The organism is Bacillus sp. CFBP9009 (assembly GCF_036541465.1).
In the GTDB taxonomy this organism is placed as follows: domain Bacteria; phylum Bacillota; class Bacilli; order Bacillales; family DSM-1321; genus Peribacillus.
Window position 1 is genome coordinate 975104 of the sequence record NZ_JAZHFU010000001.1, and the last position, 13639, is coordinate 988742.

16 protein-coding genes are annotated in these 13639 nt (G+C 42.2%); 10 read left to right on the top strand and 6 right to left on the bottom strand.

Annotation, left to right across the window (positions count from 1 at the left end):
• Positions 1–67 precede the first annotated feature (67 nt).
• From V3595_RS05010 to V3595_RS05025, 4 genes are all read left to right on the top strand, one after another.
• Positions 68–589, top strand: coding sequence for a hypothetical protein (locus V3595_RS05010; RefSeq protein ID WP_485905624.1), 522 nt, complete (start codon positions 68–70; stop codon positions 587–589).
• A gap of 229 nt (positions 590–818) precedes the next feature.
• Positions 819–1187 (top strand): cytochrome c550, encoded by a 369-nt coding sequence (gene cccA / locus V3595_RS05015; protein WP_133352846.1) that lies wholly within the window; start codon positions 819–821, stop codon positions 1185–1187.
• Positions 1188–1402: 215 nt separating this feature from the next.
• Positions 1403–2110, top strand: a complete 708-nt coding sequence (locus V3595_RS05020; protein ID WP_485905626.1) for a tRNA (adenine(22)-N(1))-methyltransferase — start codon at positions 1403–1405, stop codon at positions 2108–2110.
• Entirely contained in the window at positions 2107–3225 is a 1119-nt protein-coding gene (locus V3595_RS05025) for a Nif3-like dinuclear metal center hexameric protein (protein ID WP_485905628.1), read from the top strand. Before V3595_RS05020 ends, V3595_RS05025 begins: the two co-directional genes overlap by 4 nt.
• Positions 3226–3269: 44 nt before the next feature.
• On the opposite strand, the gene V3595_RS05030 is transcribed toward V3595_RS05025, so the two are convergent.
• Both V3595_RS05030 and vrrA read right to left on the bottom strand, forming a co-directional pair.
• Positions 3270–4214, bottom strand: a complete 945-nt coding sequence (locus V3595_RS05030; RefSeq protein WP_048685698.1) for a 4-hydroxy-3-methylbut-2-enyl diphosphate reductase — start codon at positions 4212–4214, stop codon at positions 3270–3272.
• 126 nt (positions 4215–4340) lie between these two features.
• Positions 4341–5027, bottom strand: a complete 687-nt coding sequence (vrrA, locus tag V3595_RS05035) for a VrrA/YqfQ family protein (RefSeq protein ID WP_485905630.1) — start codon at positions 5025–5027, stop codon at positions 4341–4343.
• Between the two features lie 638 nt (positions 5028–5665).
• On the opposite strand from vrrA, the gene V3595_RS05040 reads away from it, so the two are divergent.
• Positions 5666–6979: a DEAD/DEAH box helicase gene (locus tag V3595_RS05040; protein ID WP_485905632.1), complete on the top strand. Its 1314-nt coding sequence runs from the start codon at positions 5666–5668 to the stop codon at positions 6977–6979.
• Positions 6980–6991: 12 nt separating this feature from the next.
• A complete protein-coding gene (locus V3595_RS05045) occupies positions 6992–7888 on the top strand; it encodes a deoxyribonuclease IV (protein ID WP_350299491.1) in 897 nt (298 codons plus the stop codon).
• 82 nt (positions 7889–7970) lie between these two features.
• Here the strand turns inward: V3595_RS05045 and V3595_RS05050 are convergent, their stop codons facing one another.
• Positions 7971–8231, bottom strand: a complete 261-nt coding sequence (locus V3595_RS05050) for a DUF2624 family protein (protein ID WP_485905634.1) — start codon at positions 8229–8231, stop codon at positions 7971–7973.
• A gap of 215 nt (positions 8232–8446) precedes the next feature.
• Between V3595_RS05050 and V3595_RS05055 the strand changes: the two genes are divergently transcribed.
• From V3595_RS05055 to V3595_RS05065, 3 genes are read left to right on the top strand one after another with little or no spacing between them, the layout of a single operon-like run.
• Entirely contained in the window at positions 8447–9211 is a 765-nt protein-coding gene (locus V3595_RS05055; protein WP_485905635.1) for a metal ABC transporter ATP-binding protein, read from the top strand.
• 21 nt (positions 9212–9232) lie between these two features.
• Positions 9233–10066, top strand: coding sequence for a metal ABC transporter permease (locus V3595_RS05060; protein ID WP_063233033.1), 834 nt, complete (start codon positions 9233–9235; stop codon positions 10064–10066).
• Between the two features lie 15 nt (positions 10067–10081).
• Entirely contained in the window at positions 10082–10507 is a 426-nt protein-coding gene (locus tag V3595_RS05065; protein WP_101222584.1) for a Fur family transcriptional regulator, read from the top strand.
• A 36-nt stretch (positions 10508–10543) separates the two neighbouring features.
• Here V3595_RS05065 and V3595_RS05070 read toward each other — a convergent pair whose 3' ends face one another.
• On the bottom strand, positions 10544–11128 hold the full coding sequence (locus V3595_RS05070) for a 5' nucleotidase, NT5C type (RefSeq protein ID WP_485905637.1): 585 nt from the start codon (positions 11126–11128) through the stop codon (positions 10544–10546).
• Between the two features lie 169 nt (positions 11129–11297).
• Here V3595_RS05070 and V3595_RS05075 point away from each other — a divergent pair, with 169 nt between their 5' ends.
• Positions 11298–11768: a DUF4190 domain-containing protein gene (locus V3595_RS05075; RefSeq protein WP_485905639.1), complete on the top strand. Its 471-nt coding sequence runs from the start codon at positions 11298–11300 to the stop codon at positions 11766–11768.
• Between the two features lie 102 nt (positions 11769–11870).
• Here the strand turns inward: V3595_RS05075 and ispG are convergent, their stop codons facing one another.
• Together ispG and V3595_RS05085 are read right to left on the bottom strand one after the other, a co-directional pair.
• A complete protein-coding gene (gene ispG, locus V3595_RS05080) occupies positions 11871–12992 on the bottom strand; it encodes a flavodoxin-dependent (E)-4-hydroxy-3-methylbut-2-enyl-diphosphate synthase (protein WP_063233036.1) in 1122 nt (373 codons plus the stop codon).
• A gap of 206 nt (positions 12993–13198) precedes the next feature.
• A complete protein-coding gene (locus V3595_RS05085) occupies positions 13199–13531 on the bottom strand; it encodes a hypothetical protein (RefSeq protein ID WP_350299487.1) in 333 nt (110 codons plus the stop codon).
• Positions 13532–13639 lie beyond the last annotated feature (108 nt).

Genomic DNA, 13639 nt, shown 5'->3' on the forward strand with positions numbered 1-13639 from the left:
TACCAATGTAAAAAATTTAAAAAGCTAAGCCGTTAAAAGAAATGATCATCATGGGGATGTGAGATTCATGGATGAGATGAGAGAGAAAATCATCATTCAAGAAATAAACTCCTGGAAGGAAAGTCGTATGCTTCCGCAATATTGTAATTATTTGCTTGCATTATACTGTCAAGGCGAACTGCCGCCATCCAATTCGGCTAAAACCGGGAGCGTAAAAAACGACACCTTTTCCGGGTTGTTGATTGGGGCCCTTTTTGCATTTATTGTATTTTTGAATTATTTTACTGAAATACCCATAAGAATGCAAATGCTTGTGACAACATTTTCAATTCTTGTCTTTGGGCTGGCGGTTCGCCGCTTTACCGGCAGGAAAATCATTTTTCAAATGGCCTTGATGGGAATGGCGCTATCTTTGCTTTTATTAACAGTCAGTTTTGCCGAATTCATGGCACCCGGCCAAGTGAGTATCCTTTATATTTTCTTGTTCATTAATTGCGGACTCTGGATTTTAATGGGCAAAAAACTGAAGCTGCTCCATTTTTCCATAGCGGGAGGCCTGGGAGCAATGGTCACTCTTTACTTTTTTTAGGACATTCTAGCGGTTTTAATTAGTAGTTTTAGGGTATTATTAAATATATGTAAGAAAAAGTAAAACTGTTTGGAAATATACATAAGTTTTTGACAATTTTAAGAAATTATATAATATCTTCTATTTTTGGGCTTTTACTTGAAACTCTTTTCAAGTAAAATAATATATAGCTGTTTGTATATAATATTAAATATGGTAAGTTTAGGTTCTACATAGGGGAGGAAATACTATGAATCGCAATCCAGTAATGCCTTTTATTATTATCATGGTTTTTGGTATTGGACTTATGTTTTTACTTTCGTTTAAAGGTTTGGGAGATGCCAAAGATCTTGCTAAGGAAAAAGAGGGCGGCGAAAAGACAGAAGAAACAGAAAGTGCCTCAGCATCACCTGAGGACATCTATAAGCAAAACTGTATCTCTTGTCATGGTGACGCCTATCAAGGCGGCGTCGGGCCTGCCCTAAAAGGAGTTAGCGATCGTCTGTCGGTGGACGAGGTCAAAGACGTGATCACTAATGGACGAGGTGCAATGCCACCAGGTTTAGTCGAGGAACAGAACATTGACGCCATGGCCGAATATATTCATGGACTGAAATAATTCATGAAACTGACTCAAGAAATCGTTGGAAAGCGAACTTTTTGAGTCAGTTTTTCATTTATTCAGAAAAGGAAGATTCCAGATGGAAAGTTTCTTCTGCCCACTGATAGAAAGAGTCCTTTTCTCCTTTCTGTAATTTTTCGATTGAACTTGGTATAATCGAATGGGAAACTAATTATAGTAAGAAATTATTTGAATTAAGAGAGTTGATAAATATGAATCATGAAAAACTATCGATGAGATTAGAACGTGTTGCCATACATATACCAAAAGGAAGCATCCTTGCAGATATAGGTTCCGACCATGCTTATTTGCCGTGCTATGCTGTGACTAACGGCTTGTGTGACAGCGCAATAGCAGGTGAGGTTGTAGAAGGGCCCTATCAGTCAGCACGCAAGCAAGTTGCAATGACGGGGCTTGGGGACAAGATAGAGGTCCGTAAAGGAGACGGGCTTGAAGTATTGAAGCCCGATGAAGCGACTTGCATTACGATTGCAGGCATGGGAGGGACTTTAATATCAAGTATATTGGAAAGCGGAAAAGGGAAACTCGGCAAGGCAGAAAGGCTTATCCTTCAGCCTAATGTCGGTGCAGCGAATGTTCGCAGCTGGCTAATGGAAAACGGCTGGGAACTTATTGGAGAGGAAATCCTTGAGGAAGATGGGAAAATCTATGAAATCTTAATTGCCGAAAAAGGGGACCCGCTCCGCCCTTATCGTGTAAACAAGCAAGCAGGCCTCACGTTCGGTCCATACTTAAGAGAGCAATTCAGTGACATTTTCATAAAAAAATGGCAGCTAGAGAAAAAACATTTGAAGAGAATCATCGAACAATTGGATGAAAGCGGAAGAAGCGGACTGGAAACGAAGCGCAATGAATTAAAATCCCAAATTTCCGTAATTGAGGAGGTGCTTAAAGGGTGAAGACAGTGAATGGTCACAAAATCATTGAAACGTTTGAACAATTCTCCCCAAAGCATTATGCAATGGAGGGAGATCCAATCGGGCTGCATGTCGGTCAGCTCAATAAGCCGGTTACTAAAGTTCTGATTGCCCTTGATGTGCTGGAAGAGGTTGTAGACGAAGCGATAGAACATGGCGCGGAATTGATCATCGCCCATCATCCGCTTATTTACCGACCATTGAAAAGGATCGATACAAACACTGCTGGAGGCCGCATCATCGAAAAGCTGATCAAACATGATATCGCTGTTTATGCTGCGCATACCAATTTGGATGTCGCTAAGGGCGGAGTAAATGATTTACTTGCCGAAGCGCTGCAATTGCAGGACACAGAATTATTGGTTCCAACTACCGAGACAGCTCTAAAGAAATTGGTCGTATATGTTCCAAAGACCGACGCACAAAAGGTGAGGGAAGCCCTAGGTAAGGCAGGGGCCGGAGCGATCGGGAATTACAGCAATTGTTCGTTTTCTGGGGAAGGTACCGGCCGCTTCTTGCCAGGTGATGGCAGTGAGCCGGTAATTGGCTCCCAAGGAAAGCTTGAAGAAGTAGCTGAAATGCGGGTCGAAACGATATTCCCGGAAAATATCGAGAAGAAAGTGCTATCTGCGATGATCAAAGCCCATCCATATGAAGAAGTTGCTCATGATATATATAAACTGGAGAATAAAGGGGAGTCTCTTGGCTTAGGGAAGATCGGTGTACTTCCTGAAGAAATGACACTTGAACAATTTTCCGAACATGTGAAGCGGACACTTGATGTTGAAAAGGTGCGTGTCGTTGGAGATTTGCAAAGCCCGATCAAAAAAGTGGCAGTGTTGGGCGGAGACGGCAATAAATACTTTACGACAGCGAAGTTCAAGGGAGCTGATGTGTACGTTACAGGTGACATGTATTACCATACAGCCCATGACGCGATGATGCTTGGATTGAATATCGTGGATCCAGGCCACAATGTTGAAAAGGTGATGAAAAAAGGGGTGGCACGAATCCTTGAAAAAATGTGCCGCGAAAAGAGCTACGATGTGGAATTCATTCCATCCCGGCTGAATACAGACCCTTTCCGATTCATTTAAATAACACGAAAAAGGCAGCCATTAGTGGCTGCCTTTCTTTGAAATCATTTCTTCACTTTAATCTTAGGTAAAATTTTATGCAATGGCGTTTTCTTTTCGGTATTCCAAGTCGATTCATCATTTGCTTCATATTGCTCCAGAAATGCGATAACTTCCTTCGTGATCGGAGTTGGTGTTGAAGCCCCTGAAGTGACGGCAACCGTTTCTGCATCTTTTAGCCATTCAAGGTTCAGCTCGGAAATGTCAGCGATCCGATAAGCTCTCGTGCCGGCAATCTCTTGGGAAACTTGTGCAAGGCGGTTTGAATTATTACTCTTGGGGTCTCCGACAACGATTAAAACATCAGCTTCGCCAGCTTGCTCGGCAACCGCTTCTTGGCGAACCTGTGTCGCTAAACAAATTTCCTTATGGACTTCGGCATGTGGAAACTTTTCCTTGACCTTATCCATGATATCCAATACATCCCATTGGCTCATCGTTGTTTGATTGGTAACAATGATCTTATCACTATTCAAAGTCAAGGCTTCTACATCTTCATCCTTTTGAACCAGGTGAACGACATCAGGAGCAACTCCGACAGCACCCTCTGGTTCCGGATGGCCTTTTTTCCCAATATAAATGATTTGATAGCCTTCCGCTTGTTTTTCCCGAATTAAGTCATGTGTTGCGGTAACATCGGGACATGTAGCATCGAGCGTGACAAGACCTTTTTTCTCGGCGATCTTCCTAATCTCAGGTGAAACGCCGTGAGCAGTAAAGATGACGGTTCCGCTGTCCACCTGTTCGATGATATCGTTTCGGTTGCTGCCGTCCAACGTGATGATGCCTTCTTCTTCAAACGCATCCGTCACATGTTTGTTATGCACAATCATTCCTAAAATGTAAATGGGACGTGGCAAGGTTTTATCTAAAGCCGCATTACGGGCGATGACCATGGCATCGACAACGCCATAACAATAGCCGCGCGGGGAAATTTTAATCACTTTCATCTATGTGTCCTCCTTCAAGGCAAGAAACTCTCACTTTTTATACCTTTCTATTATATAAGACCATAGATGATATTACAAAACATCATATTTACATAAAATCAGTTATTGGTAAATTTTTTGCAGCCTTTATATATAAAGCTTCGGACCAGATGTCCTTTCCCTTTTGGTTTCGGTACGGACTTGGGCGATGGGGTTGGCTTCTTTAGCTTTTTCTTTTTTCTTCGAATCCGTTTTTACCTCAATGTTTTTTTGTACCTCAACATTTGGCTCGCTTTCAACGGAAGCTCCCTGATCCTCGTTATCACCGGCTGATGAAATGCTCCGGAAAACTTTCCACATGGAAGGCAGGTTTTTAATCACTGGTCCGTACTGTTCCACCATAGGCGTGAATTGTTCCGCCGCTTGCAACACTTTTTGCGTGTTGGAAAGCATGTTATTAAGGGACTCGGGGTTTTTTAATGTTTCTAAGATACCGCCTCCGCTGCTTCTTGAAGAACTTTGGTTAGAGGAAGCGGCTGGCGCAAACAAATTTGGCGAAGCTGCTTTTTGTTTCGACTTACCGAGTATTTTTGACAATAACCCTTCTTTCTTTGCTGGCGGCATCTCCTGCCGCTGCGGTTGGTTGAAAGGGCCGCGGAAACCTTGAGGTCCCTGTGGCACTTGCCGTCTGTTTTGTACCATCGGCCGCTGCATCTGCTGATAAGGGTGGGGGATTTGCGGTGACTGTCTGAATGGAGCAGGGTGCTGCTGCATCCTTCGGCCGTTGGGTGGCTGAAAACCGGGTCCGGGTTGACGATTTCTATTTGGGAACATAGGTTTCACCTCCTCAGATATTATATGCTGGTGTAATCTTCTATATAAATTATGCAACTCGACAAAAAAGGTTTGAGGAAAGAGTGACTGGGCAGTTGTGAAGTAACCGGAAAGAAGGTAAGATGGTAACGGTAGTCTTTTAGCTCCATGTCTGCGGGGGATACGCTATGACCAGGACAGGGGCTTTTCGTTTGCAAGAGTCCATTTTAAGAGAAAACCTCAGCGCTTTCGCTTTTGTTAGGTAAATGGGTTACATTGAAAAAAGTAGATGGCCTGCCCCATTATGGGACAATCCCTATTTTCTTCACGAGCAACCCAGGCGCTTGCGCTTTTTGTGTAATCCAGCTTCAGCGCCTAGCTCGTTGTGAAAAAGATGATCGCCCTCATAAGGCAAAAAGCGCCTTATGGGTCAATCCCTATTTTCTTCACGAGCAACCCAGGCGCTTGCGCTTTTTGTGTAATCCAGCTTCAGCGCCTAGCTCGTTGTGAAAAAGAGGATTGCCCTCACAAGGCAAAAAGCGCCTTATGGGTCAATCCCTATTTTCTTCACGAGCAACCCAGGCGCTTGCGCTTTTTGTGTAAAATTTATTATAATAACAGGACATGTCTAATGACTGACAGGATAAAGGAGTTTTTTGATGAAACAAAATCAATTTGAACGATTTAATTTGAAAAGCTACATTCTAGATGCGGTTCGCACTTTAGGGTTCGATAAGCCGACGGAAATTCAAGAGCGCGTGCTTCCGTCGCTTTTAAAGGGAAGTAGCTTAATTGGACAGTCGCAGACAGGAACAGGGAAGACACATTCCTATTTGCTGCCGATCATGAACAGGCTTGATGCCGGTAAGAATGAGGTTCAAGCGATTATTTCCGCACCAACCCGTGAGTTAGCGAACCAAATCTACAAAGAAGCTTTGAAAATTGCTGACCATTTCCCTGAGGATGAGCAGATTCAAGTCCGTTGTTTCATCGGTGGTACTGATAAACAGCGAATGATAGATAAATTGAAGACACAGCCGCAATTGGTAATCGGTACGCCGGGCCGGATCAAGGACTTGGTTGAAGCTCAGGCATTACAGGTGTATACAGCAAAAATGCTTGTAGTCGATGAAGCGGACCTTATGCTTGACATGGGCTTCATTGAAGATGTCGATTTATTTGCATCACGTATGGCTGAAAAAATTCAAATGCTTGTCTTTTCGGCAACCATCCCAGAAAAATTGAAGCCGTTTTTGAATAAATATATGGAGAATCCAAAGTATGTTCAAGTGAATCCCAAGCAGGCGACCGCTTCGAAAATTGAACATGTTCTTGTACCGCTTCGCCACCGTAACAGAGAGCAATTACTTCATGATATCATCGTTCGTTATAATCCATATTTGGCGATTGTTTTCACGAACACAAAGAAAATGGCGGATCATGTGGCTAACTCCTTGATCGAAAAAGGGTTGAATGTCGGCCGTATTCATGGTGATTTATCGCCTCGTGAGCGTAAAAAAATGATGAAGCAAATCAATGATTTGGAGTATCAATTCATCGTTGCGACAGATCTGGCTTCCCGTGGAATCGATATTGAAGGTGTAAGTCATATCATTAACTATGAATTGCCATCAGATTTGGATTTTTATATCCATAGGACGGGAAGGACGGCTCGTGCCGGATATTCAGGCATTGCTACTACCATTTACGATACATCCGATGAAGATTCATTGAACCGCCTTGAAAAAATGGGAATTGAGTTCCGTGATGCGGATATCCACAACGGTGATTGGGTTGATATCGATGAACGTAATAAACGGAAAAACCGTAAAAAACAAAAATCTGATATCGATGTTAAAGCGAGCAGGCACGTCAAGAAGCCGACAAAAGTCAAGCCAGGATACAAGAAGAAAATTCAACGAGATGTGGAAAACTTTAAAAAACGCGAACGTCGTATACAGAGAAAGAAATAGGGGAGAAATCAGATGCTGAAGATTGGATCGCATGTTTCAATGAGCGGGAAAGGTATGCTTCTTGCTGCGAGTCAAGAAGCGGCTTCGTATGGCTCCAACACATTCATGATCTATACAGGGGCCCCTCAAAACACAAGACGTAAAAAAATCGAGGATTTAAATATCGAAGCCGGAAGACTGCATATGGAGGAAAATGGAATCAGTGATATTGTTGTCCATGCCCCGTATATCATTAATATAGGAAATACCACGAATCCAGCCACATATGAGCTTGGAGTCAACTTCTTACGCAGCGAAATCGATCGGACCGAAGCCATTGGCGCAAGGCAGATCGTACTTCATCCAGGTGCGCATGTTGGTGCAGGCAGTGAACTGGGAATCAAGAGAATCATCGAAGGTTTGAATGAGGTGCTGACTGCCGACGATAAAGTTCAGATTGCCCTTGAAACGATGGCGGGTAAAGGGTCTGAATGTGGCAGGTCTTTCGAAGAGCTGGCGATGATCATTGATGGTGTGACCCATAATGAAAAACTATCGGTTTGCTTCGATACTTGCCATACTCACGATGCCGGATATAATATCATCGAGGATTTTGATGGCGTACTGAATGAATTTGATAAATTGGTCGGTGTTGACCGCATCAAGGTCCTTCACATAAACGATAGCAAAAACGAACGCGGCACGCGCAAGGACCGCCATGAAAACATAGGATTTGGTCATATTGGTTTTAAGGCGTTGAATGCTATTGTTCACCATCCGCAATTAAGCAGTGTTCCGAAAATCCTGGAAACACCTTATGTAGGGGAAGACAAAAAAGACAAAAAGGCACCATATAAATTTGAAATTGATATGTTCAAGAATAATCAATTTGATGAAGATCTATTGGATAAGATCAGATTTCAACAATAATCAGGGACGATTCATCGAAAAAGATGAATCGTCCTTTCATTTGCATTAAGTATGCTCAAAGACTGCAGCTGGCTTAAGATCTTTAAAAAGTGGAAGTAAGGTTGTTGAAGAGGGATTCTATTTCCCTAGCTGTGCTTGCTCCGGCAACTTTTGTAATTTGACCAAGCACGTTCTGTCTTTGACGTATATCAAAAATGTTAATATTTTTACCTCTTAGAAGTGCAGTGATATCCTGTGCTTGTTTTTGAGTGAGTGCAACCTTATGCTGTTTAGCAAGGGAAAGCAGTTCATCGGGGCGAATACTGTTGATTTTATGATTGACCATCATTTCAAATAATTTCAAACGATCTCCTCCTTTGTTAAAACATATGAAGGAGGAAGACGTATGTGAACATGAAACTTTGTTTGATTACGGTAAGTTTGGTTCAGCTCACATTTTTTTGTGGTTCAGGGCGTACCGGCACTTGTTCAGAGGACCGGTTTCTTTACATCTTGGCTTCTTTGATTTATACTAACGATTGTTAATCGTAATGATTCTTAAAAAAATAGGTGATCTCTTTGGATAATGTAGTAAACCCCATAGTTAAATTTGAAGATATATCTTACAAATATACAAAAGATCTAGTGCTGGAACATGTTTCGCTTGAAATCCCTAAAGGGGCCTTCTTAGCAATCGTTGGGCCGAATGGATCCGGTAAGTCAACGCTTTTGAAGTTGCTGCTTGGTCTGTTCAAGCTCCAAAAGGGAAAAATTGAAATATTCGGGGAAGACATACGACGCTTTAAAGATTGGCAAAAGGTCGGTTTCGTTTCCCAAAAGGCGAACTCCTTCAACTCTGGGTTTCCTGCCACAGTTTTTGAAGTGGTTCAGAGCGGTTTGACCAAAAAAATCGGCTTGTTTAAGTTTGCAGGCAAAGAGGATAAGCAAAAGGTGAAGAAGGCTTTGGAATCCGTGGATATGCTTGAATATCAGAACCGCAATATCGGGGAATTGTCCGGAGGCCAGCAGCAGCGGGTGTTCATTGCCCGTTCACTGGTCAGCGAACCGGAATTGATGATATTGGATGAGCCTACGGTTGGCGTTGATTCAAAAAACGTCCACCAATTTTATGAAATGCTTGAGATGTTGAATAAAAAATTAGGAATAACCCTGATTTTAGTAACTCATGATGTTGGTACTGTGACCGATAAAGTCACACATGTCGCCTGTTTAAATAAAAAGCTTCATTTTCACGGGGATGCCTGTGAATATAATGAGTTGGATGAAGGTGAGCTCTCGTCCATTTATGGACATGGGGTCCAATTATTAAATCATGATCATTAATATGTTTTGGAGGATAGCCCAATGATATCGGGGATATTGCAATTTGAATTTTTGCAGAACGCATTTTTGACCGGAATCATCATCGGAGCGATTGCGCCATTAGTGGGCGTTTTTGTCGTGGTAAGGCGGATGTCGATGATTTCCGATGCGCTTAGTCATGTAGCGCTTGCTGGGATAGCGTTTAGTTTATTGCTGCAGAAGAGCTTTCTATCTTTAGCTGGATTGAATCCACTTTATATAGGAATGGCGTTTTCTGTAGGTGGTTCATTATTCATTGAAAAATTAAGAGGGGTGTACAAGCATTATCAAGAGCTTGCAATCCCGATCATAATGTCAGGCGGCATGGGTCTCAGTGTCATTTTCATATCCATTGCAGATGGTTTCAATACGGATTTATACGGTTATTTATTCGGCAGTGTCAGTGCCGTCAGCCGGGCGGACTTATATGTCATTTTGGCAGTGGGGATAGTCGTAGCCTTGATGCTCACCCTATTGTATAAAGAATTATTTCTGTTATCTTTTGATGAAGAGCATGCGAAAGCGTCTGGAATACCTTATAAAGCGATTCATTTTATTTTTATTGTAATGGTCGCATTGGTAATTGCCGCTTCCATGAAAATCATTGGCATATTACTTGTCTCTTCGCTCATGACGCTCCCGGTAGCTGCTAGTCTCCGCTTTGCAAAGGGTTTTAAGCAGATGATTGGATATTCGGTATTATTCGGTGAAGTTTCTGTCATAGGCGGATTATTCTTATCATACAACCTTGACCTTGCTCCTGGCGGGACCATTGTAATAATAGCTGTACTAATTCTCATCTTGTCAATTTTGTTTGATAAGTGGAAAAATCGATAGATGGGGTGATGTATTATGAACGTAACTACTGCCATGCAACTATTAAAAGATAAAGGTTTTAAGCATACAGGAAAGAGGGAAGAAATGCTTCAGCTTTTCTCTTCCAGTGATAAATATTTAACGGCCAAAGATGTATTGGAGAATATGAAGCAGGATTATCCAGGTTTAAGCTTCGATACGATTTACAGAAATCTTTCCTTATTCGTAGAACTGGGCATCTTTGAAGCGACCGAGTTAGAAGGGGAAAAGCGTTTTCGTTTTACATGCGGTCATTCTTCCCACCATCACCACTTCATCTGTTTGAATTGTGGAAAAACGAAAGAAATCGAATTGTGCCCGATGCAGGAACTTCAGGAAAGCTTGAAGGACTACGATGTTTCGGGACATAAATTTGAAATTTACGGACGCTGTCCCGCATGTAGCGTATCTTTGGATGCATAAAAACCACTGACCTCAGTCAATGGTTTTTTTCTTGTCTCATTTTATAGTTGCCGGTTGCCCTGACATCCAATTATTCACCCAGGCAGAGGCTTCTTGCCAATTGTTGACCCGAATCACCCTTTCAGGCACGGGATCTTGGTTGTAAGGAGTATTAAATAAAATCACGGGTATTTTACACTCTTCCGAAATCGCCACTGCATTATCGTGCTTGTCCTCTAAAAAGAGGTCGACTTCGAATTTTTTGGCTGCAGCCACTTTATCGTGTGAGCCTACAAGCTCAATATGATCATATAGGACTTCATTCGACGTGAACCAATTTTTGGTTACATCCAATAAACGGGCGCTTCTGGCACTTATGAAATAAAGGTTAGCTTGTTCTGTCCATTTTTCCAATACATCTTTCGCACCTTCAGCCAATAATGATTCTGAATAGATAAGTGGCTCGCTCTCAATGAACCATTTAGTGAAATCCTCTTTTGGAACATTCACGAAAGGGAATAAGTCATATTCAGTAATGTCTTCATAAGCTAAATTAAGCTGAAAAGCTTTATTTAAAAAGGGGACCATGGAATCAGGTCTTGTAACAGTCCCGTCTATATCGATGCCAAAACGTTTTTTCATGATGAATCTCTCCCTCATTTTCAGGTACTTGTAATAGTGTAACATATCCCATCATAGCTTTGGTAAATACCCGTATTTATTTCCAAGATATGAAACCATTTTCACGATGGGTTCCGCGATTTTTACATACACTATAAATGCTTCACAAATGAAAGTGAGGGATGCACGAATGGAAAAAGATCAATACTCCAGTATTGACGATGAAATGCAATTGGCGAAAGAGGGCAGTGAACCAAACGTTGTGGATGATCAGCATCATGAGCGGTATTATAATGAAGATACACCTGAAGATGACAGACGATATGAAAGTCGTGGGACCATAACCAATATGGATAACCGGTATCAGGAAGAAACGTCTGCCGAGATTTCAACACCGCCTCAGCGAATCAGGTCATATAAAAATGATGAATCTGCAGAGGATAATGGTTTGGGGGATGTGGCATCAAGAGGAAGAGCGATTGGTGTCATAGCATTGATCATCTCCATTATATCGTTATTCATGATGCCTTTCATTTTAGGTATTGTGGGTATCATTGTAGGAATAATGGCCAGAAGACGAGGATCGAACCTGGGTACTTGGGCCATCGGCATAGGTGCAGTGTCCATCATCGTTGGCATATTCATCCTGCCGTTTTTTTAACATCATTAAACCCTTTGATGTCATTTTCCAAAATGCATCAAAGGGTTTTTCAAATGGTATAAAACAAAAAATCCCGATAATGAAAATTCGGGATTCTTTGTTTTATTTATTTAGTAAAGCTGCAGCAGCAGCTTCGGCTCTTTGTTTTTCATAGTATTCTTCAGCGATTTTGTCAATTTCTTTTTTAAGTTCCTCGACCATCGTCTCTTCAGGCACTTTACGAACAATTTGACCTTTTCTAAACAGTAAACCTTCACCGCGGGCCCCGGCAATGCCGATATCAGCCTCACGGGCTTCTCCAGGGCCGTTTACCGCACAACCAAGCACTGATACCTTGATTGGCGCTTTGACCGTCTGGATGTACTCTTCAACTTCATTGGCGATGGAAATCAAATCAATCTCGATTCGACCGCAAGTAGGGCAGGAAATTAAAGTGGCCATGTTGGAAGCAAGTCCAAATACTTTTAGAAGCTCCCTTGCCACCTTCACCTCTTCGACAGGATCGGCACTTAAGGAAACACGCATCGTGCTTCCGATGCCCTGACTTAGGATGGCACCTAGTCCGGCAGCGCTTTTTACGGTTCCTGAAAACAGTGTACCTGATTCCGTGATTCCAAGATGTAAAGGATAATCGAATGCTTTTGAAGCTTTTTCATATGCCTCGATGGCTAAATTCACATCGGAAGCCTTCATGGAAACGATAATGTCATGAAAATCCAGATCTTCCAGGATCTTGATATGGTGTAAAGCACTTTCTACCATTCCATCAGCAGTCGGGAAGCCATATTTCTCGATGATTTTCTTCTCTAGAGAACCAGCATTGACCCCGATGCGAATTGGTATTCCTTTAGCCTTCGCAGCTTTCACTACTGCTTCAACCTTTTCGCGGCGACCGATGTTACCAGGATTAATCCTGATTTTATCAGCTCCGCCCTCGATTGCCTTCAGAGCAAGTTTATAATCGAAATGAATATCGACTACAAGAGGGATGTTTATCCGTTTTTTTATCTCAGAGATTGCATCAGCTGCCCTTTCATCCGGACAGGCGACACGTACGATTTGACATCCAGCTTCTTCAAGGCGAAGAATCTCTGCAACCGTTGCTTCAACATCATGTGTTTTTGTCGTTGTCATGCTTTGTACAATAACTTCATTATTGCCGCCAATCGTTAAGTTTCCGACTTTAATTGGCCGCGTCTTGGTGCGATGTATGATTTCACTCAAGTGGAATTCTCTCCTTTAGGAAAAAATCAGTTTTGATTTTTAATTTGTTTCTCTGAAATATTGTATCAATGTACATACCGCTTGACAAGGAAATAGGACGCATAATGTTTTTTCATCATGAGACATTCCCTAATTTCTGGATACACTCAGTGCTTGGGAAATCCCCTTAATGGTTCTTGTGAAGGGGCAGATTCCTATTTTGGGGGTTATTTGTAAACGGGAATCTTATATGTTTTGCCAATCTGCATATCCTCGGGCTTCAATCCTTCATTCAAACTTTGAAAGTCAGTGATGATCGTTTCGATTGGCTGATTGGATCCGCCTTTTTCCGTTTCGACGATGGAAAGTAAGGTATCACCCGGTTTCATGGTAATTTCTTTATAAGCGGCAGATGGTGCGGATGCAGGCTGGCTGGCCGGGACGGCCGGTTCGCCTGTAGAGGCCGGTGGATGGGAAGCCGGCAGGGTACCCGTAGTCAAATCAAAATAAATAATAAATAAAGTGAAACAGAATGAGATAAAAAGCAGTAGCCGTTTCAATTTTCCATCCTCCCAAGCTTGTCTTTAATTCATCTATACTTGGAGGGGTCAAAAAATATGCCTAAAAATGGGCGATTTTTCAAATGGAATGTGAGAGTGACCATTCAA